This is a genomic window from Xanthomonas sp. NCPPB 1128, from assembly GCF_001043115.1.
Taxonomy (GTDB): Bacteria; Pseudomonadota; Gammaproteobacteria; order Xanthomonadales; family Xanthomonadaceae; genus Xanthomonas_A.
On the sequence record NZ_LFME01000026.1, the window covers coordinates 1 to 23,282 of the forward strand.

Annotated in this window: 18 protein-coding genes; 9 read left to right on the forward strand and 9 right to left on the reverse strand. The window is 70.6% G+C overall.

Annotated elements, in window-relative coordinates; genetic code table 11:
• Positions 1 to 180: 180 nt before the first annotated feature.
• The 7 genes from ACP93_RS15215 to ACP93_RS15245 all read right to left on the reverse strand — a co-directional run bounded on the left by ACP93_RS15215 (position 181) and on the right by ACP93_RS15245 (position 7,567).
• On the reverse strand, positions 181 to 1,173 hold the full coding sequence (locus tag ACP93_RS15215) for an AAA family ATPase (protein WP_048491519.1): 993 nt from the start codon (positions 1,171 to 1,173) through the stop codon (positions 181 to 183).
• Positions 1,170 to 2,357 (reverse strand): DUF4350 domain-containing protein, encoded by a 1,188-nt coding sequence (locus ACP93_RS15220; RefSeq protein ID WP_048491520.1) that lies wholly within the window; start codon positions 2,355 to 2,357, stop codon positions 1,170 to 1,172. Before ACP93_RS15220 ends, ACP93_RS15215 begins: the two co-directional genes overlap by 4 nt.
• The gene (locus tag ACP93_RS15225; RefSeq protein WP_048491521.1) at positions 2,354 to 4,060 is read right to left on the reverse strand and encodes a DUF4129 domain-containing protein; all 1,707 of its coding nucleotides are present in this window, start codon (positions 4,058 to 4,060) and stop codon (positions 2,354 to 2,356) included. Before ACP93_RS15225 ends, ACP93_RS15220 begins: the two co-directional genes overlap by 4 nt.
• Complete coding sequence (locus tag ACP93_RS15230; protein WP_048491522.1) at positions 4,050 to 5,105, reverse strand: stage II sporulation protein M; 1,056 nt, start codon at positions 5,103 to 5,105, stop codon at positions 4,050 to 4,052. Before ACP93_RS15230 ends, ACP93_RS15225 begins: the two co-directional genes overlap by 11 nt.
• The gene (locus ACP93_RS15235) at positions 5,102 to 5,779 is read right to left on the reverse strand and encodes an RDD family protein (RefSeq protein ID WP_048491523.1); all 678 of its coding nucleotides are present in this window, start codon (positions 5,777 to 5,779) and stop codon (positions 5,102 to 5,104) included. Before ACP93_RS15235 ends, ACP93_RS15230 begins: the two co-directional genes overlap by 4 nt.
• Positions 5,780 to 5,951: 172 nt before the next feature.
• The gene (locus ACP93_RS15240) at positions 5,952 to 6,875 is read right to left on the reverse strand and encodes a DUF2167 domain-containing protein (protein ID WP_048491524.1); all 924 of its coding nucleotides are present in this window, start codon (positions 6,873 to 6,875) and stop codon (positions 5,952 to 5,954) included.
• 131 nt (positions 6,876 to 7,006) lie between these two features.
• Positions 7,007 to 7,567 (reverse strand): RBBP9/YdeN family alpha/beta hydrolase, encoded by a 561-nt coding sequence (locus ACP93_RS15245; RefSeq protein ID WP_048491525.1) that lies wholly within the window; start codon positions 7,565 to 7,567, stop codon positions 7,007 to 7,009.
• A gap of 123 nt (positions 7,568 to 7,690) precedes the next feature.
• Between ACP93_RS15245 and ACP93_RS15250 the strand changes: the two genes are divergently transcribed.
• Positions 7,691 to 8,164, forward strand: a complete 474-nt coding sequence (locus tag ACP93_RS15250) for an Lrp/AsnC family transcriptional regulator (RefSeq protein WP_048491526.1) — start codon at positions 7,691 to 7,693, stop codon at positions 8,162 to 8,164.
• Positions 8,165 to 8,173: 9 nt separating this feature from the next.
• Here ACP93_RS15250 and ACP93_RS15255 read toward each other — a convergent pair whose 3' ends face one another.
• Positions 8,174 to 8,725, reverse strand: coding sequence for a gamma carbonic anhydrase family protein (locus ACP93_RS15255; protein ID WP_048491574.1), 552 nt, complete (start codon positions 8,723 to 8,725; stop codon positions 8,174 to 8,176).
• Positions 8,726 to 8,997: 272 nt separating this feature from the next.
• On the opposite strand from ACP93_RS15255, the gene ACP93_RS15260 reads away from it, so the two are divergent.
• The 5 genes from ACP93_RS15260 (at position 8,998) to ACP93_RS15280 (ending at position 14,468) form a co-directional block, all read left to right on the forward strand.
• Complete coding sequence (locus ACP93_RS15260; protein WP_048491527.1) at positions 8,998 to 10,506, forward strand: right-handed parallel beta-helix repeat-containing protein; 1,509 nt, start codon at positions 8,998 to 9,000, stop codon at positions 10,504 to 10,506.
• Positions 10,503 to 11,828 carry a carbohydrate porin gene (locus ACP93_RS15265; protein ID WP_228136064.1) on the forward strand — a complete coding sequence of 442 codons (1,326 nt, stop codon included), beginning with the start codon at positions 10,503 to 10,505 and terminating at the stop codon, positions 11,826 to 11,828. Before ACP93_RS15260 ends, ACP93_RS15265 begins: the two co-directional genes overlap by 4 nt.
• A 37-nt stretch (positions 11,829 to 11,865) precedes the next feature.
• Entirely contained in the window at positions 11,866 to 12,768 is a 903-nt protein-coding gene (gene aroD / locus ACP93_RS15270) for a type I 3-dehydroquinate dehydratase (protein ID WP_228136065.1), read from the forward strand.
• A gap of 48 nt (positions 12,769 to 12,816) precedes the next feature.
• A complete protein-coding gene (locus tag ACP93_RS15275; RefSeq protein ID WP_048491528.1) occupies positions 12,817 to 14,124 on the forward strand; it encodes an MFS transporter in 1,308 nt (435 codons plus the stop codon).
• Between the two features lie 116 nt (positions 14,125 to 14,240).
• On the forward strand, positions 14,241 to 14,468 hold the full coding sequence (locus ACP93_RS15280; RefSeq protein WP_048491529.1) for a hypothetical protein: 228 nt from the start codon (positions 14,241 to 14,243) through the stop codon (positions 14,466 to 14,468).
• 67 nt (positions 14,469 to 14,535) lie between these two features.
• On the opposite strand, the gene ACP93_RS15285 is transcribed toward ACP93_RS15280, so the two are convergent.
• On the reverse strand, positions 14,536 to 16,965 hold the full coding sequence (locus ACP93_RS15285; RefSeq protein WP_048491577.1) for a membrane-bound PQQ-dependent dehydrogenase, glucose/quinate/shikimate family: 2,430 nt from the start codon (positions 16,963 to 16,965) through the stop codon (positions 14,536 to 14,538).
• Positions 16,966 to 17,310: 345 nt separating this feature from the next.
• Between ACP93_RS15285 and ACP93_RS15290 the strand changes: the two genes are divergently transcribed.
• The 3 genes from ACP93_RS15290 to ACP93_RS15300 are packed head-to-tail and all read left to right on the forward strand — an operon-like array spanning position 17,311 to position 23,037.
• Positions 17,311 to 18,453 carry an efflux RND transporter periplasmic adaptor subunit gene (locus ACP93_RS15290; RefSeq protein ID WP_048491530.1) on the forward strand — a complete coding sequence of 381 codons (1,143 nt, stop codon included), beginning with the start codon at positions 17,311 to 17,313 and terminating at the stop codon, positions 18,451 to 18,453.
• Between the two features lie 10 nt (positions 18,454 to 18,463).
• Complete coding sequence (locus tag ACP93_RS15295; RefSeq protein ID WP_048491531.1) at positions 18,464 to 21,592, forward strand: efflux RND transporter permease subunit; 3,129 nt, start codon at positions 18,464 to 18,466, stop codon at positions 21,590 to 21,592.
• Positions 21,589 to 23,037, forward strand: coding sequence for an efflux transporter outer membrane subunit (locus ACP93_RS15300; protein WP_048491532.1), 1,449 nt, complete (start codon positions 21,589 to 21,591; stop codon positions 23,035 to 23,037). Before ACP93_RS15295 ends, ACP93_RS15300 begins: the two co-directional genes overlap by 4 nt.
• Positions 23,038 to 23,282: the final 245 nt, after the last annotated feature.

Sequence of the window (23,282 nt, forward strand, 5' to 3'; positions counted from 1 at the left end):
GATTGGGGATTCGTAAAAGCGCGCACGGGCGGCTGCAGCGCCGCGTGGTGGTGAGGCGTCGCCGGGTTACCGGGAGTGCGGTACAGCGGATCGACCAAGACGCTTTGACGCAGTCAGCGGCACGCGCCGCCGCCGCGCCGCGCTGTTGCCAATCCCCAATCCCGACTCCCCAATCCCAACTCATTTCCTGGGCGCCTCCACCTTGGCCAGCAGCGCGCCCAACGCGTCGTCGGCGCTCTGGCCTTCGATCTGCAGTTCCGGGGCCAGGGCGATGCGGTGGCGCAGGGCCGGTTTGGCCACGTCGCGGATGTCGTCGGGGATGACGAAGTCGCGGCCGGACAGCACCGCCTGCGCGCGCGCCGCGCGCACCAGGGCGATGCTGCCGCGCGGGCCGGCGCCCAGGGCGATGCCCGGCCAGCGGCGGGTGGCGGCGACGATGCGCACGGCGTAGTCGATGACTTGCGGGTCCACCGCGATGGCGGCGGTGCCGGCCTGCATCGCCACCACGTCCTCGGCACCGAGCACGCGCGGCACCTGCGACAGGTCGAAGTCGCCGGCGCTGCGGCCGCTGGTGACCGCGGCGACCATGCGCGCCTCGTCCTCCAACTGCGGATAGTCGATCAGGATCTTCAGCAGGAAGCGGTCCAGCTGCGCTTCCGGCAGCGGATAGGTGCCTTCCTGCTCGACCGGGTTCTGCGTGGCCAGGGCCAGGAACGGCGGCGCCAGCGGGAAGGCGGTGCCTTCGATGGTGACCTGGCCTTCCTGCATGACTTCCAGCAGCGCCGACTGGGTCTTGGCCGGGGCGCGGTTGATTTCGTCGGCCAGCAGCAGATGGGTGAACACCGGGCCGCGGCGGATCTTGAAGCTCTCGGTCTTGGGGTCGTACACGGCATGGCCGCTGACATCGCTGGGCATCAGGTCCGGGGTGAACTGCACGCGTGCGTAGTTCAATTCCAGCGCCTGCGCCAGCGCACGCACCAGCAGCGTCTTGCCGAGGCCGGGCACGCCCTCGATCAGCACGTGGCCGCCGGCCAGCAGCGCGATCAGGATCTGCTCCAGCACCTGCGGCTGGCCGATGAAGGCGTGGCCGACCGCGGCGCGGATCGCCTCGGCGCGTTCGATCAGGGCAGGGCCGGCGAGCGGCGCGACGGCGTCGGAGGGGGCGGTGGTCATAACTGGTTTCTCATCTGGACGAGGAGGCGGATGCGCTCGCGCAAGGCGGCGGGTTGGTTGGGCGGCGGTGGCTGCAGCGCCTGTTCGACCTGCGCGACCGGCAGCTGCAGGCGTTCGGCGATGGCGGCCGCCTGGGCCTGACCTTCCAGCGCAGCGGCTAGCGGCGCGCGCCGGCGCAGCCGCGCCAGGAACGCCTCGCGCACCGCCGCGTGCAGCAGGTCGGCGCGGCCATAGCGCAGCAGGTGTTCGCCGCTGGCGTGCACGTGTTCCAGCAGCGAACGGCGATCCTCCGCCGGCGCGGCGCGCAGCGGTCCGAAGCGCTGCATGCGTGACCACAGCCAGGCCAGCAGGATCAGCAGCGCCGGCAGCCAGGCCGGCCAGCCGCGGGTGAACAGGGTGCGCCACAGCGACGGCAATTCGGCCGAATAGATCAGGTGGATGGTGCCCTGGCCGTAGTTCGGCCCCAGCACCTGCCGCGCCAGCAGGCGGTTGCCCGCTTCGCGCAGCCCGCCGCTGCGCAGCACCGGGTCGTTCTCCATCGGCGAGCCATCGAACATCGCGCCGATCCGGTTGTCCTGGTTCTCGAGGAAATCCAGCTCCGACAGCACGTCCACGCTGCCGTCGCCGTAGGGAATGCGCGCAAACACGAAGTCGTCGTCCTCGCCGCTCCACCAGTTGTCGGGCGCGTCCGGATCGATGTGGAAGCGGCGGCCGTCGCAGAACACTTTTTGCGGCGCTGCGCCCGGTACCGCCATCATCAGGCAGTTGTCCGGGCTGCGCGCCTCGACGGTGATGTCCAGCGCCTCCAGGATCGGCACGTCGCCATGCTTGACCTCCGCGGTGGGTGTGCGCAGCACCAGATGCCCGCCATGCTCCACCCACTCCAGCAACGCGTCGCTATCGGCCTGGCCGAGCATGCGTGGATCGCCGTACAGCACGACGCTGTCGTGCGGATGCAGGCGCATCGCCGCCAGGTCCAGGCGTTGCCGCGACTCGGCGCGCACGCCGTCGGCGCGCAGGGTCTGGCGCAGCGCGTACAGCGGGTTGTAGGCGGCCTCGCCGCGCGGCGGCAGCACGATCACCCGCTCGGCGCGTTCGTAGCGTCCGAAGAACCAGGCCGCGACCACGCTGGCCAGCAGCAGGCCGACCAGGAAGATCAGCGCATTGCGCGTCCCGCTGTTCATGCCTGCCACCGGAACTGCCGCTGCAGGTCGTCGACCAGCGCGTCGAAGGCACTGTCCTCGGGTAGCCGGCCGGCGTAGGCGGCGTGTTGCCAGACCCGCACCATGCGCGCGAACAGGCCGCGGTCGGCGTCGTCGGGCAGGCGTTGCGCGGCGCGCAGGCACTGCGCCTCGGTGGCGCTGGGCGGCAGCACCAGACCGGCGCGCTCGCACAGCGTCGCCACGCTGGCCCGGTACAGCAGCGCCAGCGCATCGCGGTGGCGCCCCTCGCGCCAGGCGCACCGCGCCACGGTCGCGACGTCGTCGGGCAGCGGTTGCGGCGCCAGCACCGGGGTGTGTTCCGGCGCCGCCGGCACCGCCGCGCGTCGGCGTCCGCTGCCGCGCAGCCACGGCAGCCAGTGCTTGGCGGTCAGCAGCAGCACCAGCAGCAGGATCCCCACCACGATCCACAGGCCCCACTTGCCAGCCAGCGCGATGGCCTGGCCCGCTGCCTTGATCCACTGGCCGAACGGGGTGAGGTCCTGCTTCTTGTCGTCCGGCTTGGGTGGTTCGTCGGGATTGCGTTTCTTCCAGTAGCCGATGGTGCGCTTGGCGGTCAGCAGCGGATCGTCGTAAGCGCGGTCGGCGGCACGGGCGAAGCGCGTATCGGCGGCGGGCACGGTGTCGAACACTTCGTCCAGCGGGACCGGGCGCGCGCCGTGGTGGTGGCTGTCGGCGGCGTGTGCGGTGGCGGCCTTGGTGTCGGTGTCGGCATCCGCGTCAGCGTCGGTATCGGCATCACTGTCCGAGTCGGCGTCGGTCTCGCCGTCGCCATCGCGCTTGTCGTCGGCGGTGTGGGCCTTCCGCTCCGCCGCGGTCTGCACTGCCGCGTCGGTGGCCGGCTGCGCGCGCAGCGCCGCGACCGGCGCGGCGAGCAGGGCCACGCACAGCAGTGCCAGCGGTGCAGCGTTGCGCAGGCGCGCGGCCATCCGCCGCAGCGCCATCTCCACGTCCCAGGCTTCGAGCTGGGTGCGCCGGTTGAGGTACAGGCCGAAGCCGGCGCCGACGAAGAACGGTTCGATCAGGGTCATCGCCAGCCAGCCGATGGCGTTGAAGCCGAGGTCGGCCCACACCGGCGTCTGCTGACCGATCAGCGACCAGGCCGCGCGCGCGGTTTCCGGCAGCAGATCGATGGGCACGAACAGGGCGATGGTGGCGATGCAGGCGACGAAGAGCATGCCCTCGAACGTGGCGAAGACGCTGGCCATCAGCAGCGCATGGCCGTAGATCGCCCCGCCCAGGGTGCGGCGGCGCTCGCGCTGCTGCTCGGCGCTTGCGCCTTCCAGCAATTCCAGCGGCATGAACACGCTGCGCGCCGGACTCAACCGACGCCAGGTCAGGTAGCCGAGCAGGGTGCGCCAGCCCCAGGCGCCCTGCGCACGCACGGTGTCGCGCACGCGCGGCACGTCGCCGAACACCGCGCGCGAGATCACGAACAGCGGGATCCGGTCCAGCACCGGCTTCAGCCACCACAGCAGCAGCGGTGCCAGCCACAGCGCGTCGATCGCCCAGGCGCCAAGGTTGAGCACGGCGAACAGCGGCACCGTGACCAGCAGCCAGGGTTTCCAGATCGCCCCGGCGTGGCGGCGGACCAGGGCGCTGCCCAGTTCCATCGCCTCCCAGGCCGAGCGTGCGCGCAGCACCACGTCCAGGCGCTCAATCCGCATCGATGGCCTCCGCGCGGCCGCGCCCGCCACGCCACAGCCACGCCAGCACCAGCGTCCACAGCACCGCGGACACGCTGTACTTGATCCACGCCGGCACGGTCGCGATGGACGACCAGAACGCCTCGATGAAGGCGGCCACCAGCAGCATCGCGGCCACGCCCAGGCACAGCCGGGCGCCGATCTTGCCGCCTTCCACCAGCGCATCGATGCGCCGCCGCCGTCCCGGCGCCAGCACCTTCAGGCCGAGCTGCAGGCCGGCACCGCCAGCGATCACGATCGCGGTCAGTTCGAACGGCGCATGCCCGGCGACGAAGCGCCAGAAGGTGACGCCATAGCCGATCTGGTGCAGATGCCCGGCCACCGCGCCGATGGTGATGCCGTTGAACAGCAGCACCAGCACCGTGCCCAGCCCCGCCAGCAGACCGCTGGCGAACGTGCGCAGGCCGATGCTGATGTTGTTCATGATGTAGTGGCCGAACATCTGCCAATCGGTGCCGCTGTCGCGGCCGAGCTTGTGCGCGCTGGCCGCCGGGTCGTACATGCGTTCGATCTGGCTGACCTGCATCGGGTCCATCAGCCCGTGGATCAGTTCCGGGCGGAACTGCAGCAGCACGAAGATGGTCACCAGCGGCACCACGAACAGCGCGGTGGCCGCGGCCATGTAGCCGGCCTGGCTGCGCACCAGTTGCGGAAACTCGGCGAACAGGAATTCCGCCGCGCGCCGCCAGCGTGGCCGCGGCGCCCGGTACAGGACGGTGTGGCCCTGCTGCATCAGGTGCTGCAGACGCGCGGTGACCTGCGGGCTGTAGCCGCGCCTGCGCGCCAGCGCCAGCTGGTGGCACACGCGCCGGTAGCGCGCGGGCATGTCCTCGTCGGCGAGCGGCGGCGGCAGGCCCGGGCCAGGGGGCGGTGGCGCGGCCGTCTCGCCGGCATCGTTGGCGTCGTCGGCCTTGTTCGGCGCCGACTTGCGCGCGCTGCGCTGCAGCCAGGCCTCGAACACCTGCCACTCGTGCTGATGGCGGAGGACGAACTGTTCCTGCTTCATCGGCGGCCCAGCAGCCAGTTGGCCATCGCGTACAGGCGCAGCACCCCGGCCTGTCCCGGTGTGTCGGTCAGCGGCTGCGCCAGCGCGGCCAGTTCCAGCTGCCGCTCCGGAGTGAGCCGCGGCGCGCGCTCGGCGAAGGCGATCAGCGCCGTCTGTTCGGCCGGCAGCAGCGGCCGCGGCGGCGCGAGCGCGCTGGCGATCGGCGGCAGCGCCTCGTCCTCGCGCGGCGGCTGGTGCACCACCAGCGTGCCCGCGACCAGGTCGCCCAGGCGCCGCGAATGGGCGTCGAACAGGCAGGCGATCAGGCCGACCGCATAGCCGAACGGCAGCATGTCCACAGTGCGCAGCAGGTTGCGGGTGATCGCGGCCATCCAGCCCACCGGCGCGCCGTCGCGCGCCACCACGCGCAGGCCCAGCGCCTGCTTGCCCAGGGTCTGGCCGCGCCAGCCCTCCAGCACGATCGGGTAGGCCCAGAACACCAGGAACATCGCCACCAGGTACAGGCCCTGGCCGAGGCCACCGAGCAGGCCGAGGAACATGCCCATGGCGGTGAGCAGAGCGAAACGCAGCGCCAGGTCGATCAGCCACGCCAGCGCACGCGGCACCTCACCGGCGGCCGGCAGGTGCAGCGGTACGCCCTCGGGGGTGATGACTTCGCGGTAGGTATCGAGCATGCCGCTTACCGCCGCCAAGTGGTGCGGCGGACACGGGCACCTGCGATGTGGGGAGGCCGTCCTTCCGTTCGGCCGGCTGCCTGTGGCGGCATGCTGCTCTCGACTGCGTCCTGCTCCGAAGCAGCACTTTAGCCGGCGTGGCGTGAATTGCCCAGCACGCCGGCGACGCCGATCAGCGCACCGTGCCGCCGTCGCGCTGGCGCCCGGAGAACAGCTTGCGCACGCCGGCGACCAGCGCCATCAGGCCGACCAGCAGCAGCTTCCAGGCCTTGGCCAACAACAGGCCCAGCTTGGCGAACAGGCCGGCCTTGGCCGCCAGGCCGCCGCCGATCAGCGTGGCCAGGCCGTAGCTGGCGATCTTGTCGGTGGACGGGTTGTGGTCGGCATAGCGGGCGCCGCTGTCGAACTCGGCCATCGGCAGCAACTGCTGCATGCCCTCGCGCACCTGCGTCAGTTCGCCCATGCCCGAGACCGCATTGAGGCTCAGATAGCCATGCCGGCCGAGCACGCGGATGTCGTAGTTGAGGGTGTGCTCGTGCTCGCCGGCGAACGCCAGCTCGCGCGCCCAGTACAGCTTCTTGCTGCCGGTGTCGTAGCGCGGCGGCACCGCCCAGCCGATCAGATCGACCTGCTCGTAGCCGGCCTTCTTGCGCTGCGCGTTGGACTCGCGCGTCTCCTCCTGCATGTCCTTGAGCATGGCCTGGTAGTCGATCTTGCTGGCGTCCTCGTCGGACACGTAGCCGTCGTCGGAATAGGTGACGACCACCGCCCAGCTGCCCTTCTCGTCGAGCGCGGGCTGGCGCGGCACGATCAGGCCCAGCACGTCGTCGTCGGGTGGGTTGCCCCAGTAGCTCTCCAGCACCCTGCGCGCGTCGGCCTTGTCCAGAAAGCGGAATGCCGGGCCGAGGTCGAAATGCACCTTGGCCTGCGGCAGTTCGATATGCCCGTCGCGGAAATGCAGCGAGCCGACGAACTGTTCGGCGGTCATGTCCGGGCCGCTGTCCTGAGCCAGCACCGGGCCGGCGGTGGTGCACAGCGCACAGAAAAAAGCGGCCAGCAGGCCGCGCAGCGAGGTGTTGAGCATCGGCGATTCCATTCGTTCGGTGGCGTCCCCACGCCAGAGACGCCTAGTGTCGCGCAAGCGTGCATGGCGCGCCAGTCGCGCGCGCGCCCGTTTGCCGGTCCACGGCGCCGCGCGGCGTCCTGCCGGCGATGCGCCGGCAGCGCTCAGACGGGTGAGGCTGGTGCAGGTCCGAGGCCGGCGTCGAAGGCAGCCAGCAACTGCGCGCCGTGCGGCCATGCGCCCAGGCCGCTGTCCGCATTGAGATGGCCCAGGCGCTCGAGTTCGACCAGTCCGCTGCCCCAGTCGGAAGCGCAGCGGCGGCTGTAGGACAGCGTTGCGTACGGATCGTCGCTGCTGGCCACGATCAGGCTGGGAAACGGCAGCGGCGCCGCCGGCACTGGGACGAAACTGGCGGCCTGCGCATGCGGAAACGCGGCACTGGCCGGGTCGGGCACCGCCACCAGGAAAGCGCCGCGCGGCTGCCGGTCGGCGCGCGCGGCCCAATGCGCGACCAGCAGGCAGCCCAGGCTGTGCGCGACCAGCAGCGGCGGCGTGGCGCAGTGCTGCACGCAGCGGTCGAGCGCACGCAGCCAGTCGTGCAGCTGCGGGTGCGCGAACGCGTCCGGCTGCAGCCGACGCATGCGCGGGTCTCGCCGCTGCCAGAGGGTTTGCCAGTGCTCCGGTCCCGAGTCGCCGATGCCCGGCACGATCACCACGTCCTGCATGCGCTACGCTCCGTCGAAGAAAGCACGAGTGTCGCGCTGCCTGTGCGGCATCGCCATGGCGATGCATCGGCCGATGCGGCGTTTTTCCGATGAATCCACGGTGCGTGACGAGGGGCGAGACGAGTGGCGGCGAAGACCTGGCGGGGCGATGCCCTGGACTACGCGATCCTGGAGGCGTTGCAGTGCGACGGACGCATCGCCCTGGCAGCGTTGGGGCGGCGCATCGGGCTGTCGCAGCCGGCGATGTCCGAGCGCGTGCGCCGGCTCGAGGAACAGGGCGTGATCACCGGCTATACCGCCCGGGTCGACCCGCGCGCGCTGGGCCTGGCGACCTCGGCCATCGTCCGCCTGCGCACCACGCATGCGCAGATCGGCGCATGCCTGGAACTGTTCGCGCAGATGCCGCAGGTGCTGGATGTGCATCGGGTCACCGGCGAGGACTGCTTCGTGCTGCGCGTGCTGGTACCCGCGCCGGCGCAACTGGAGCCGGTCATCGACGCCCTGGCGCGCTTCGGCGCGGTGACCACCAGCGTCGTGTTGCGCAGCGAGACGCCGCGCCCGATCGGCAGTGCGCTGATGGCGTTGGCGGCCGAGTAGCGGCGCTGCCTACTGCGGCGACGCAGCGGCCGCGGCCAGATAGCGGTCCTTCAGCCGCACGTAGTGCTGCGCCGAGTAGTGCAGGCTCTCGATCTCCTTGTCGCTGAGCATGCGCGCCTTGCGTGCGGGATTGCCCAGCCACAGTTCGCCTTCGCCGACGGTCTTGCCGGGCCCGACCACCGCGCCGGCGCCGACGAAGCCGTATTTCTTCACCGTGGCGCCGTCCAGGATGCACGCGCCCATGCCGATCAGGCACAAGTCCTCGATGGTGCAGGCATGGATGATGGTGCCGTGGCCCACGGTCACGTCCGCGCCGATCAGGGTCGGGTAGCCGGCGGCGTTGAACGGGCTGTGGTGGCTGACGTGGATGATGGTGCCGTCCTGGATGTTGCTGCGCGCGCCGATGCGCACGTGGTTGACGTCGCCGCGGATCACCGTGCCTGGCCACACCGACACGTCGTCCTCCAGCACCACGTCGCCGATCACGGTGCAGGCCGGGTCGACATAGACGCGCGCGCCCAGTTGCGGGGTCTTGTCGAGGAACGGACGGATCGGGGACATGGCGCTCTCCAGCGGTGGGCGGCCGGTGGCCACGCGGGCGCCGATGATAGCGTGGCGCCCGGTGCCGGGTTCGGCCTTCTGAGTACCCGGGAGGACAGGGCACTTCGTGCATTTGTGCGATAAACGCACCGCCAATCGATATTCGCACTTGAATGGTGCACTGCGATAAAACTAGCGTTGCCCCTGTTCCGGCGCCGTGCCACGGACGCGGCGGCGTCCGGCTCGGCGCCAACGCGTCGCCGGCGCGGTCCCGATCCTGTTGGAGATGGTGCATGTCCCCTGTGTGTTTCCGTGGCCTGGCGTTGCTCGCGGCCTTGCTTCCCGGTGCCGTGCGCGCCTACCAGGCCGAGCCGGCGCCGCCGGAGCGCAGCGTGCTCACGGTGGACCGCTACGCCGACGACGACGCGCCGGGCTCCCTGCGCTGGGCGATCACCACCGCCAACCAGGCGCCGGGCCGCTACCGCATCGAGATCGCGGCGGTGGGCGCGCCGCCCTACGTGATCCGCCCGCGCGCGCCGTTGCCGGCGCTGCAGGGGCCGCTGCAGGTGGTGGGGCTGGCGCGGGCGCACGACGGCCAGTACATCGCCATCGACGGCGCCGGCTACATCCACGGCAAGGGCACCGCCGCTTGCCCGGGCGCGGAGAAGGGCCAGTTCGGCACCAACGTGCGTAGCACCACGCTGCCGGGCCTGGTGCTGCGCGACACCCATGGCGTGGAACTGAGCGGCCTGGAGATCCGCAACTTCTGCATCGGCGTGTTGCTCAACCGCGCCAGCGACAATGTGCTGCGCGACAACCGTATCGTCGCCAACCACGGCGGCGCCGGGGTGATGCTGACCGGCGACGACGGCAACGGCCAGTCCACCGCCACCACCACGGTGCGCAACCGCATCGAGCGCAACACCTTCGTCGACAACGGCGACGGCCTGGAACTGACCCGAGGCGCGGCCTGGAACCTGGTGGCCGACAACGTGTTCCGCTCCACCGACGCCAATCCCGAGCCCTCGCAGGGCATCGAGATCCTGTGGGGCAACGACAACACCGTGCTGCGCAACCGGTTCGAGCGCTACTCCGACGGGCTGCAGATCAACTGGGGCAATCGCAATACCATCGCCGACAACGACTTCGCCGGCAATTCGATCGGCGTCAGCGTCACCGGCCGTGACAACCTCATCGAGGGCAACCGCCTGATCGGCAACGGCATCGGTATCGCGGTACGCCCGCAGCCGCGCAGCGAACCCAACCGCTTCAGCGCCAACCTGCTGTCCGGTAACGGCCTGAAGATCGAACGCTGTTTCGCCGGCGGCGCCTGCGTGCCGGGCCAGCCGCGCGGCGCCATCCTGTTCGGCGTGCCGGGCCTGGAACACGCGCCCTTCGTCGGCTCGCGCGGCATCGGCGTCGATCCGGACCCGCGCAAGCGCGCGGCGATCTGCGGCGCCGCCGCGGCGGACGGCTGCCAACCGCCGCCGAACTTCGGCCAGGCCGCGCCGCAGTTGCGCGCGATCGAACGTGGTGCCGGCGTGCCGCAGGTGCAGGGCAGCTTCATCGGCCGCCCCGGTCACCTCTACACGGTGGAACTGTTCGGCAACCGCCACCCCGGCGACGACGAAGCCGAACGCTATCTCGGCCGCGTCGAGGTGGCGGTGGATGCACAGGGACAGGGCCGCTTCGCGCTGCCACTGGACAGCGACGGCGCGGCGCTGGCCACGCTCACCGCCACCGTCACCAGCGACGATGGCGCGACTTCGCCGCTGAGCGCGCCGCTGGCGGTGGCACCGTGAGCCGCGCTGAATCCGCCGGCGCTGGCGCGCTGCGACGCGTGCCGGCGTTGCCGGCCTGGTCGCTGTTGGCCGCGGCCATCGTCTTGGCCCCGGCGCTTGCCACCGCGCAGGATGCCGACCTGGCGCACAGCACCTTGACCGGCGACTGGAACGGCACGCGCAGCGACTGGCTGCAGCGCGGTGTCAATGTACGCGGCGACTACGTCGGCGAAGCGATGGGCGTGGTCGATGGCGGCCGCGGCGAGCACGGCGCGCGCTATGCGCAGCAGGTACGGCTCGGCGTGGACCTGGACCTGGCCAAACTCGCCGGCTGGGACGGCGGCGCGCTGCATGTGACCATCAACGACCGCCGCGGCCGCAGCACCTCGGCCGACCTGCTCGGCAACCGCTTCCCGATCCAGGAAGCCTACGGCGGCCAGTTCACCCGGCTCACCGAACTGAGCTACGACCGCCGCTTCAACGACGGGCGCAGCTACGTCAAGGCCGGCTTCTACGCGATGGGCAACCAGTTCGGCGCGCACACGCTGCTGACCAACTTCGTCAACGCCGCGTTCTGCGCGCATCCGTTGGCGATGTCCGGCAACAGCGGCTGGTACAACTATCCCAACGCGCGCTGGGGCGCGGAGGCAGCACAGCATCTGACGCCGGCGACGAACCTGCGAGTCGGCTGGTTCCAGGTCAACCCCAGTACCAACAACAACGTGCACACCGCGTTCGATCTGAATGCGCGCGGCACCACCGGCTCGCTGTTCCCTGTCGAGCTCACCTGGACGCCGGGCGCCGGCGGCGCCTACCCGGGCACCTACAAGTTCGGCGGCTACTACGACTCCTCGCGGGTGCCTCGCAAGGGCCTGGACCCGCGCGCCACCACCGGCCGCGACGGCGCCTATCTGCTGGTCGAACAGAAGCTTTACTCGCCCGGCGGCGAGCGCGGCCGAGGCCTGACCGGCTTTGCCCAGTACATGGTCTCCGACCGCGCCACCGCGCAGATCACCCGCTGGTACGCGCTGGGCGGCGTGTACCAGGGCATTGGCCGGCGCAGCCAGGACCGCATCGCCCTGGGCTACGTCGGCGCCGACATCAACCACCGCCTGCTCGACATGCGTCGCGCGGCGCTGCTCGAGGCCGGCGTGCCGCCGGACGCGCCGGTGTTCGCGCTCGACACTGCCGAGGAACTCTACGAACTGTCCTACAGCGCGCAGCTGACGCCGTGGCTGATGCTGCGGCCGGATGTGCAGTACATCGTCAACCCCGGCACCTTCGCCTATGCGCGCACCGACAACGCGCTGGCGGTGGGGCTGCAGGTCAAGCTCACCTTCTGAGCGCGCGCTGCGCGCCACCTTGCCCAGGCCGATCCCGATGCCCCTGTTTCCACGACCACTGACCATCCTGTGCTGCGCCGGCCTGCTGCTGCTGGCATCGCCGCTGCAGGCCGCGGCGGCACCCGCGGCAGTGCCTGCGTCGCCACAGGCTGCGGCACCGCTACCGCCGCCGCACGTTCTGCAGATCCGCGGGCTCGATATCGGCGCCGGCCTGCCCAAGATCATCGTGCCGATCACTGCGCACGACGCCGAACAGGCGCTGGCGCAGGCACAGCGTATCGCCGCCTCGCCCGATGCGGACCTGGCCGAGTGGCGCATCGACCTGATGGACGATGCTACCGACGCGGCGGCACTGGCGGCATTGGGGCCGCGCCTGGCAAAGGCGCTGCACGGCAAGCCGCTGCTGCTGACCTTCCGCACCAAGGCCGAGGGCGGTGCGGTGGCGATCGACGATGCCGCCTACGGCGCGCTGTACGCGCGCCTGCTGGAGGCGCGCTTCGCCGACCTGCTCGACGTGGAGATGGTCCGCGACCCGGCAGTGCTGCGGCAGCTGGTGGCGCAGGCCCACCGGCAAGGCGTGTACGTGGTGATGTCCAGCCACGACTTCCACGCCACCCCGCCGGTGGCGGAGATCGTGGCGCGGCTGCAGCGGCAGCAGGTGCTGGGCGCCGACGTGCTGAAGATCGCGGTGATGCCGCGCGATCCGGGCGACGTGCTGCACCTGCTCGACGCCACCTGGCAGATGCGCCAGCGCAGCGGCCAGCCGTTGCTGACCATGGCGATGGGGCCGCTGGGCGCGGTGTCGCGATTGTCCGGCGGCACCTTCGGGCAGAGCCTGACCTTCGGCATGCTCGGCAGCGCCTCGGCGCCGGGGCAGATCGATGCGGCGCGGTTGCGGCAGGCGCTCGACGCGCTGCATGCCGCTGCGCCCTCCAAGTAATCCCGCGACGCTGCGGTTCTCGTTCGCTGTTCCTGCAGGAGTGTTGCCATGAGCCATGCCGCCGCCCCGCCCAGCACGCTCGTCCTGGACCGCATGAGCGGCTTCCAGTGGACGGCCATTGCGGTCTGCGTGTTGTTGAACATGCTCGACGGGTTCGACGTGATGGTGATGGCGTTCATCGCCCCGCACGTGTCGGAGGCCTGGCATTTGTCCGGCAAGCTGCTGGGGATCGCGCTCAGCGCCGGGCTGGTGGGCATGGCGCTGGGCTCGCTGCTGCTGGCACCGCTGGCCGACCGTTGGGGCCGGCGCAACATGATCCTGTGCTGCCTGGTGATCCTGACCGTGGGCATGGCTGCCTCGGCGCTGGCGCAGAACATCTGGCAACTGGCCGCGCTGCGCGTGTTCACCGGCATCGGCATCGGCGGCATGCTCGCCGGCGTCGGCGTGATCACCGCCGAATACGCGAGCCCGAAGTGGCGCAGCACCGCGGTGGCGCTGCAGGCCACCGGCTATCCCATCGGCGCCACGCTGGGCGGTTTGATCGCCGCGATGCTGCTGGAACGCTGGGGCTGGCACTCTGCCTTTCTGTTCGGCGCACTCGCGTCGCTGCTGTGCATCCCGGTGGTGCTGGCGCTGCTGCCCGAGTCGTTGGACTTCCTGCTCAGCCGGCGCCCGCCGGATGCGCTGGCGCGGCTCAACGTGCTGCTGACGCGCATGCGCGCACCGACCCTGGATGCCCTGCCGCCGCGACCGCCGGTGCAGGAAAAAGCGGGCTACGCGGCGCTGTTCACCCCGCGCCTGCGCCGCAACAGCGTGCTGATCGCGTTGGGCTTCTTCATGCACATGTTCGCCTTCTACTTCGTGCTGAGCTGGACGCCGAAACTGCTGGTGCAAGCCGGGTTGTCGGCCGAACAAGGCGTCACCGGCGGCGTGCTGCTGAACCTGGGCGGCATCGTCGGCGGTGCGTTGTTCGGCGGTCTGGCCGCACGCTTCGCGCTGCCGCGCTTGACCGCGGCCAGTTTCCTGATCGCCGCACTCGGCATGGCGGCGTTCGCCACGCTCGGCGCGCAGCTGCAGCTGGCCTTCCCGGTGGCCTTCGTGATCGGCGCGGCGCTGTTCGGCTCGATGGCCGGCCTGTATGCGGTGGCGCCGATCGTGTTCGCGCCGACTGTGCGCACCACCGGCCTGGGCTGGGCGATCGGCATCGGCCGCGTCGGCGCGATCCTCTCGCCGATGACCGTCGGCGTCCTGGTCGACGCCGGCTGGCAACCGGCCAACCTGTACTACGTGCTGGCGTTGCCGCTGCTGGTGGCCATTGCCGCGGTGCTGACGATGCGGTTGCAGCCAGCGCGTTGAAGGCCAGGCGGTCCGGATACGTGTCCAGTCTTCGAGAACAACGCGCCTGAAGACGCTGACATTGCCGACTTCGCCTACGTCATTGCTCGGCGCCACCACCCGGCGCCGGGACTGATGTGTCTGCGGTGACGCTCGGCGACAGCCAGTGCCAGCGCTGGGCCGGTACCGGTGGGCACCGCGCGCTGGAACCGCGCCAGTTCGGACGACTACCCACCGCCTTCCAGATCGTCGATGGCGCGGTCGACCTGCCCACGCATGACGTGGTGAGCGTGCAGCGTGTGCGTTGCTCGGCGCCCGGCATCGCGGTGGCGGCCAACGTGCTGCACTCGCTCGAGGCGGCCTAGGCCCCACGGACGTGGGGCCGCTCTGTCCGCTGCCACCGCGCGCAGGCGCTGCCTGCGCGCGACCTTGCTACTTGGCGTTCGGCAGCGCGTAGGCGATCACGTAGTCGCCGCGGTCCGGCGACTGCCGCGCGCCGCCGGCGGTGATCACGATGTACTGCTTGCCGTTCTTGGCCGATACGTAGGTCATCGGCCCGCCCTGGCTGCCGACCGGCAGCCGCGCCTTCCACAGTTCCTTGCCGGTGCCGCTGTCGAACGCACGCAGGTAGTAGTCCTGGGTGCCGGCGATGAACACCAGGCCGCTCTGCGTGGCCAGGGTGCCGCCCAGGGTCGGCATGCCGACCGGAATCGGCAGGTGCATCTTGAAGCCGAGCGGGCCAGTGTCCTGCACGGTGCCCACCGGCACCTGCCAGGCGATGCTGCGGGTCTTCAGGTCGATCGCGCTCAGCGTGCCGAACGGCGGCGCCTGGCAGGGGATGCCCAGCGCCGATAGGAAGCGGTTCTTGTTGACCGCGTACGGCGTGCCCTTCAACGGCACCGCGCCCATGCCAGTGTTGACCGCCTCGCCGCCGCTGGAGGCGGCCGCCTTCTGCGCCTTCTGCGGAATCATCTGCACCCACAGGCCCAGGCGCATGTCGTTGGCGAACACCACGTCGTGCACCGGATCGACCGACAGCCCGCCCCAGTTCATGCCGCCCAGCGAGCCGGGGAAACTCAGCGACACGTCGGTGCCGGGCGCGGTGTACAGGCCCTCGTAGCGCATCTTCTTGAAGGCGATGCGGCACAGCATCTGGTCCAGCAGGGTGGCGCCCCACATGTCCGCCTCGGTCAGGTGCTTGGTGCCGATCTGCGGCATGCCCACCGACAGCGGCTGGGTCAGCGCATACGGCTCGTGCGGGATGTCGGCGGCCTTCACCGGCACCTCGCGGACCTCGGTCAGCGGCGTGCCGGTGGCGCGGTCGAGCACGTACAGCTGGCCGGCCTTGGTGCCGATGATCAGCGCCGGCACGCGGCGGCCGTCGGCCATCGGGAAGTCGATCAGGCTCGGCTGCATCGGCAGGTCGAAGTCCCACAGATCGTTGTGCACGGTCTGGTAGACCCACTTGACCTTGCCGGTGCTGGCGTCCAGCGCGGTGATCGAGGCGCCGAAGCGGTGGTCCAGCGCGCTGCGCTCGGCACCGTACAGGTCGGTGGACGGGCTGCCCATCGGCAGGAACACGGTGTTGGAGGCGGCGTCGTAGGACATCGGCGCCCACACGTTCGGCGTGCTGCGCACGTAGGTCTTGCCCGGCGCCGGCGGCTGCGTGTCCTGCGGGTTGCCCGGGTCAAAGGCCCAACGCTGCGCACCGGTGATCACGTCGAAGCCGCGGATCACGCCGCCGGGCATGTCGGCCTGGACGTTGTCGGCGACGCGGCCGCCCACCACCACCGTGGTCCCGGCCACGGTCGGCGCCGAGGTCAACTGGTACAGCGGATCGGGCGCGGCGCCGAGGCCGGCCTTCAGGTCGACCTGGCCGTTCTGGCCGAAGCCGCTGCAGAACGCGCCGGTGTCCGCATCCAGCGCGATCAGCCGTGCGTCGATGGTGTTGGTCAGCACGCGGCGGCGGCAGTTCGCGCCGGCCGGCAGCACCGCCGCCGCCACCGGCGAGGCATTGGCGGCGCTCTGCTGCGCCAGCGCCGCGTCGGTATCGAAGTAGGCCAGGCCGCGGCAGCGCTGCCACACCGAGGACTGTGCGTTGATCTCGCGCTTCCACAGTTGCCGGCCGCTGCTGGCATCCAGCGCGATGACGTTGTTGTGCGGGGTGCACACGTACAGCGTCTCGCCGATCTGCAGCGGGGTGGTCTGGTCCTCGGCGCCGTTGCCGTCGCTGACGGCGACATCGCCGGTGCGATAGGTCCAGGCCACCTGCAACTGGCCGACGTTGCCGCGGCCGATCTGGTCCAGCGCGGCGAAACGGCTGCCGCCGGCGGTGTTGCCGTAGTGGCTCCAGCCGCGTTGCGCCTGCGCCGGGGTCACCGGCACCGGCGCCGGCCCGGGGCCGCTGGCGGCCACCGGCGCATGCGGTACGAACATGCCGGCCAGGCCGCCGGCACAGGCCAGCGCCAGCACCGCCGCCAGCGCATAGGCGCCGCGGCCGCCGCGCAGACCGCGGGCGCGGCGCAGGGTCGGGTAGACCAGGGCGACCAGCAGCGCCAGCACCGCCGGCATCATCAGCCGCGACACCAGCGGCCAGAACGCCAGGCCCGCATCCCAGGACGCCCAGGCCACGCTCAGCACGAAGGCCAGCGCGTACAGCCAAGCGCCGGCCGGGCGCCGCCGCAGTACCAGCAGCGCCGAGACCACGCAGGCCGCGCCCATCGCCAGGAAGTAGACGCTGCCGCCGAGCGTGGCCAGGCGGATGCCGCCGACCAGCAGCGCCAGCCCGATCAGCGCCAGCAGCAGGCCGACGCTCCACAGCAATATCCGGCCGCCGGCCGACACATCCGATTGGGTTTGCACGTTTTCGATCCTCTGCAGGGTAGGCGCGCGGCGCCCGCTATCGGCCACGACGATGGCGAGGGCAGGGCGTGCGCACGATGGCATGCCGCGGTTGGAAACGACGTCGGCAAGATGGGCGATTATCGCATTTGTGTTCGGTAATAGAACGAACGGCGCCGTCTGCCAATGCGACGCTGCGTGCCGGTTCCGACGTTTCTCCGACCTTGGTGAAGCCCGTACAACGCACTGTTACAGGGATGGTGCGATGCGACACATCGGTGGAGTAGCGTTGCGCGTTTCTTCCCAGCCGCACTCCCCATGTCCGACCTCTTCCAGGCGCCTCGTCGTCCCGTTCGCTGTGCCGTATTGCTGGCCATTGCCGTGGCCGGAGGCTGCTCCGGCGACAAGCCGGCGGCCGCGCCACCGCCGCGGGTGGGGGTGCTGACCCTGGGCGCGCGCACGTTGCCGGTGGAGCGCACCCTGGCCGGCCGCACCGTGGCCTACGAGACCGCCGACGTGCGTCCGCAGGTCGGCGGGCTGCTGCGCCAGCGCCTGTTCCAGGAGGGCCAGGAGGTCAAGGCCGGGCAGGCGCTGTACGTGATCGATCCGGCGCCGTACCAGGCCGCCTACGACATCGCCCGCGGCAACCTGGTGCAGGCCGAGGCGGCACTGGCCAGCGCGCGGCCCAAGGCCGAGCGCACCCGCAGCCTCACCGACATGGACGCGGCCAGCAAGCAGGACGCCGACGACGCGGTGTCCGCGCTGCGCCAGGACGAGGCGGCGGTGGTCGCGGCCAAGGCGGCGCTGCAGGCGGCGCGCATCAACCTCGACTACACCCGCATCACCGCACCGATCTCCGGCACCATCGGCACCTCCGCCTACACCGTCGGCGCGTTGCTCACCGCCGCGCAGGACGCGGCGCTGACCACCATCCAGCGGCTGGACCCGATCTACCTGGACGTCACCCAGTCCAGCACGCAGATGCTGGCGCTGCGCCGCCAGCTCGATGCCGGGCAGATCCACGCCATCGACGGCAAGGCGCAGGTGCAGGTGCGGCTGGAGGACGGCAGCACCTATCCGCACGCCGGCACCCTCGAATTCGTCGGCACCCAGGTCAACGCCGGCACCGGCAACGTCACCCTGCGCGCGGTGGTGCCCAACCCCGAGCACCTGCTGCTGCCGGGCATGTACCTGCGCGCGGCGCTGCCGATGGCCACCGACCAGGGCGCGGTGCTGGTGCCGCAGCAGGCGGTGACCCGCGACAGCAAGGGCGAGCCGGTCGTGAAATTGCTCGACGCGCACAACAAGGTGGTGGAGCGGCACATCCGCACCGGCGAGGCGATCGGCCACGACTGGCTGGTGGAATCCGGGCTCAAGCCGGGCGAGCGCCTGATCGTGGTCAACGGCAGCCGCGCCGAACTCGGCAAGCCGGCGCAGCCGTATCCCGTCACCGCCGCCCAGCTCGACGCCGCGCCGGCGCTGCCGGGCGACGACGCCCAGGCCGACTGAGGACTCCCGCATGTCGCGCTTTTTCGTCAACCACCCGGTGGTGGCCTGGGTCATGGCCATCGTCATCGTCCTGATCGGCATGCTGGCCATTCATGGCCTGCCGGTCGAACGCTATCCGCACATGGCGCCGCCCACCATCACCGTGCGCGCCACCTACACCGGCGCCTCGGCGCAGACGGTGGAGAACACCGTCACCCAGCTGATCGAGCAGTCGCAGCAGAGCCTGGACCACCTGCTGTACATGACCTCCACCAGCGCCTCGGACGGCACCGCGCAGGTCAACCTGGTGTTCGAGACCGGCACCAATGCCGACACCGCGCAGGTGCAGGTGCAGAACCAGTTGCAGTCGGTGATGTCGGTGTTGCCGCAGGCCGTGCAGCAGAACGGCCTGGTCATCACCAAGTCCAGCGGCTCGCTGTTCGAGGTGGTGGCGTTCACCTCCGACGACGGCAGCATGGACAACTTCGATGTCGCCAACTACATGGAATCGAACATCGACGACCAGATCAGCCGCGTCAGCGGCGTCGGCAACATCCAGCCGATGGGCTCGGAATACGCCATGCGCATCTGGCTGGACCCGGAGAAGCTGCGCAAGTACGCGCTGATGCCCTCGGACGTGGAGAACGCGCTGCAGTCGCAGAACACCGATGTGTCGGCCGGCGAGATCGGCGGCCAGCCGGCGCTGCGCGGGCAGCGCCTGGACGCCACCGTGACCACCCGCAGCCGCCTGCAGACCCCGGCGCAGTTCGGCGCGATCGTGCTCAAGAGCGATGCCAGCGGCGCCGCCGTGCACCTGTCGGACGTGGCCAGGATCGGCCTGGGCCCGGAGACCTACGACAGCATCACCCGCTTCAACGGCAAGCCCTCGGCCTCGCTGGGCATCGAGCTCAACTCCGATGCCAACGCGGTGGAAACCTCCAAGGCCATCGACCAGCGCCTGCAGGAACTCAAGCAGTACTGGCCGCACGGCTTCAACTACCACATCGCCTTCAGCACCACGCCGTTCGTCACCACCTCGATCAAGGAAGTGGTCATCACCCTGATCGAAGCGGTGTTGCTGGTGGTCGCGGTGATGTACCTGTTCCTGCAGAACTGGCGCGCCACGCTGATCCCGACCATCGCCGTGCCGGTGGTGCTGATGGGCACCTTCGGCGTGCTCGCCGCGTTCGGCTACTCGATCAACACCCTGACCATGTTCGCGATGGTGCTGGCGATCGGCCTGCTGGTCGACGACGCCATCGTGGTGGTGGAGAACGTGGAGCGGGTGATGGGCCAGGAGGGACTGCCGCCGAAGGAGGCGACGCTGCGCTCGATGCAGCAGATCGGCGGCGCCCTGGTCGGCATCGTGCTGGTGCTGACCGCGGTGTTCGTGCCGATGGCGTTCTTCAACGGCGTCACCGGCGTGATCTACCGGCAGTTCTCGATCACCATCGCCGCCTCGATGATCCTGTCGGTGCTGGTGGCGATGACCCTGACCCCGGCGCTGTGCGTGACCATCCTCAAGCCGCTGCACCAGGGCGAGGCGCCGATCGGCTCGCACGGCCGCCTGGGCTGGTTCTTCATCTGGTTCAACACCCGCTTCCGGCACCTGTCCGAGCGCTACCGCACGCTGGTCGAGCGGGTGCTGGGCAAGCGCGCGCTGGGCTTGGTCGCCTATGCGCTGCTGATCGCGGTCACCGGCCTGCTGCTGTGGCGCCTGCCCGGCGCGTTCCTGCCCGACGAGGACGAGGGCATGCTCAACGTGCTGGTCAAATTGCCGGCCGGCTCCACCCTGGAGCAGACCCTGGCGGTGACCGACCGGCTGACCAAGGCCGCGCTGAAGGACCCCGGCGTGCGCTCGGTGCTGTCCTCGGCCGGCTTCAGCGTCACCGGCGCCGGCCAGAACGTCGGTATGGCCTTCGTGCGGCTGAAGGACTGGGACGACCGCGACGACGACGCGGCGACCATCGCCGACCATCTGAACAAGGCGCTGGCCGACGTGCCCGACGCGGAACTGTTCGTGACCTCGCCGCCGGCGATCACCGGCCTGGGCGACGCCTCCGGTTTCACCTTCGAGCTGATGGACTACGAAGGCGCCGGCCACGCCGCCCTGGTCGCCGCGCGCGACAAGCTGCTGCGGCTGGCCCAGCACGATCCCAAGCTGATGAACGTGCGCTACGCCAGCCTGGAAGACGCGCCGGTGTACGCGGTCAAGATCGACGACGCCAAGGCGCAGGCGCTGGGCGTGGATCCGGGCGACATCAACGCCACGCTCAACAGCGCGCTCGGCGGCGACTTCGTCAACAACTTCATCTACAAGGGCCGCATCAAGAAGGTCTACGTGCAGGGCGATGCCGACGCGCGCATGGCACCGCAGGACCTGGACCGCTGGACCGTGCGCAACGGCGGCGGCGACATGGTGCCGATGTCGGCGTTCACCCGCTCGCACTGGACCAGCGCGCCGGCCGCGCTGGAACGCTACAACGGCGTGTCGGCGATGGAACTGACCGGCCAGGCGGTGCCCGGGGTCAGTTCCGGTGCGGCGATGGACGCGATGGCCGAACTCAGCAAGCAACTGCCGCACGGCTTCGGCTACGCGTGGTCGGACATGGCCTACCAGGAAAAGCTGTCGGCCAATCAGGCGCCGGCGCTGTACGCGATCTCGCTGCTGTTCGTGTTCCTGTGCCTGGTGGCGCTGTACGAGAGCTGGTCGATCCCGTTCGCGGTGATGCTGGCGGTGCCGGTGGGCGTGTTCGGCGCGGTGCTGCTGATGACCCTGCGCGGGCTGGAGAACGACGTCTACTTCCAGGTGGGCCTGCTGACCACGGTGGGCCTGGCGGCGAAGAACGGCATCCTCATCGTCGAGTTCGCGCGCGACCTCGAGCACCGCGGCGAAAGCCTGCTCGCCGCCACCCTGCACGCGGTGCAGATGCGCCTGCGGCCGATCCTGATGACCTCGCTGGCGTTCCTGCTCGGCGTGCTGCCGCTGGTGTTCAGCAAGGGTGCCGGCTCGGCCGCGCGTCACTCGCTGGGCACCGGCGTCACCGGCGGCACCCTGGCCTCGATCACCCTGGGCCTGTTCTTCGTGCCGCTGTTCTACGTGATCGTGCGCCGGATGTTCCCGGGGCCGGCGGTCGCCCACCCGGAGACGCAGGCATGAGCGCGATCTCTCGCATGAGCGTGGCGGTGGCCACGCTGCTGGCCCTGTCCGGCTGCACCCTGGCGCCCACCTACGTGCGCCCATCGGCGCCGGTGCCGGCCGACCTGGCGGCGGTCGATGCGGCGCCTGCCGCGGGCACCGCCACCGATACGCTGGCGATGCCGGACTGGCAGCAGGTGTTCCTGGATCCGCGGCTGCGCCAGACCATTGCGCTGGCGTTGCAGAACAACCGCGATCTGCGCGTGGCGATGCTGTCCATCGACAAGGCGCGCGCGCAGTACCGCCTCCAGCGCGCCGCGCAGCTGCCGTCGTTCGATGCCAACGCCAGCATGAGCCGCGGCCGCAGCAGCGCCGCCAGCAACGACGACGGTGTCTCCCAGGTCAGCACCAGCGACACCCTGCAGGTCGGGCTCAGCAGCTGGCAACTGGACCTGTTCGGACAGTTGCGCAGTCTCAAGCAGGAAGCCCTGCAGAACTGGCTGTCCAGTGCGGAGAACCAGCGCAACGTGCGCCTGAGCCTGGTCGCCCAGGTCGCCGCGGCATGGCTGACCGTGGGCGCGGACCAGCAGCAACTGGATCTGGCGCAGCAGACCCTGGACAGCCAGACGCAGACCCTGCAACTGACCGAGCGCCGGCACAGCATCGGCAGCGCGTCCGGGCTGGACCTGGCGCAGCAGCAGACCAGCGTGGAGTCGGCGCGTGTCGCCGTCGCCAGCGCCGCGACCCAGCTGGCGCAGACCCGCGATGCGCTGCAGCTGCTGGTGGGCGCACCGGTCGACGCAGCCCTGCTGCCGACCGCGCAGGCGATGCAGGGCAGCCTGGCGCTGGCACCGCTGCCGGCGCATCTGTCCTCGACGGTGTTGCTGCAGCGCCCGGATGTGCTTGCCGCCGAGCACACCTTGCAGGCGGCCAATGCCGACATCGGTGCCGCGCGCGCGGCGTTCTTCCCGTCGCTGAGCCTCACCGCGTCCACCGGGCGCAGCAGCGATGCGCTGTCCACGCTGTTCTCCGCCGGCAGCCGCACCTGGTCGTTCGTGCCCAGCATCACCGCGCCGATCTTCCACGCCGGCGCGCTGAAGGCCTCGCTGGATGCCTCCAAGCTCGGCAAGGACATCGCCGTGGCGCAGTACGAGAAGGCGATCCAGGCGGCCTTCGCCGAAGTGGCCGACGCCCTGGCCGCGCGCGACCACCTGCAGGCGCAGCTGACCGCGCAGCAGGCCCTGGTCGACGCCAGCCAGCGCAGCTACACCCTGGCCGACGCGCGCTACCGCGCCGGCCTGGATGGCCACCTGCCGGTGCTGGATGCGCAGCGTTCGCTATTTGCCGCGCAGCAGGCGCTGATCGCGCTGCGCCTGCAGGACGCCAGCAACCGCGTCACCCTGTACCAGGTGCTCGGCGGCGGTGCCGACGCCCAGGCCCTGGCTCAGGCCGCTGCTTCGCCCTGAGCCAGCTTGACGCTGGCCTGAGGCGAGGGATGAGTCGGTCCTGAGACGATCCTGAGCGAGCAGGAGCGTCGCCACGCGCGACGCTCCCCTGTGGGAGGGACTTCGGTCCCGACGCATCGCGGTTGGACGCTGTCCAACTGCCGGCCGAGGCGAGGTCCTGCGCGACATCCCCATGGCATCCCGCGCGGCCAGCCACCGCGCTGTTTTCCTGGCTGAACCCGGCCGCACGCAACGGCATGCGACGC

Bases quoted from the DNA above. Each gene is read 5' to 3' on its own strand.
- ACP93_RS15220 (WP_048491520.1), bottom strand. From the start codon at position 2,357: ATGAACAGCGGGACGCGCAATGCGCTGATCTTCCTGGTCGGCCTGCTG.
- ACP93_RS15235 (WP_048491523.1), bottom strand. From the start codon at position 5,779: ATGCTCGATACCTACCGCGAAGTCATCACCCCCGAGGGCGTACCGCTG.
- ACP93_RS15260 (WP_048491527.1), top strand. From the start codon at position 8,998: ATGTCCCCTGTGTGTTTCCGTGGCCTGGCGTTGCTCGCGGCCTTGCTT.
- ACP93_RS15300 (WP_048491532.1), top strand. From the start codon at position 21,589: ATGAGCGCGATCTCTCGCATGAGCGTGGCGGTGGCCACGCTGCTGGCC.
- ACP93_RS15240 (WP_048491524.1), bottom strand. From the start codon at position 6,875: ATGGAATCGCCGATGCTCAACACCTCGCTGCGCGGCCTGCTGGCCGCT.
- ACP93_RS15215 (WP_048491519.1), bottom strand. From the start codon at position 1,173: ATGACCACCGCCCCCTCCGACGCCGTCGCGCCGCTCGCCGGCCCTGCC.
- ACP93_RS15230 (WP_048491522.1), bottom strand. From the start codon at position 5,105: ATGAAGCAGGAACAGTTCGTCCTCCGCCATCAGCACGAGTGGCAGGTG.
- ACP93_RS15275 (WP_048491528.1), top strand. From the start codon at position 12,817: ATGAGCCATGCCGCCGCCCCGCCCAGCACGCTCGTCCTGGACCGCATG.
- aroD (WP_228136065.1), top strand. From the start codon at position 11,866: ATGCCCCTGTTTCCACGACCACTGACCATCCTGTGCTGCGCCGGCCTG.
- ACP93_RS15295 (WP_048491531.1), top strand. From the start codon at position 18,464: ATGTCGCGCTTTTTCGTCAACCACCCGGTGGTGGCCTGGGTCATGGCC.
- ACP93_RS15225 (WP_048491521.1), bottom strand. From the start codon at position 4,060: ATGCGGATTGAGCGCCTGGACGTGGTGCTGCGCGCACGCTCGGCCTGG.
- ACP93_RS15245 (WP_048491525.1), bottom strand. From the start codon at position 7,567: ATGCAGGACGTGGTGATCGTGCCGGGCATCGGCGACTCGGGACCGGAG.
- ACP93_RS15255 (WP_048491574.1), bottom strand. From the start codon at position 8,725: ATGTCCCCGATCCGTCCGTTCCTCGACAAGACCCCGCAACTGGGCGCG.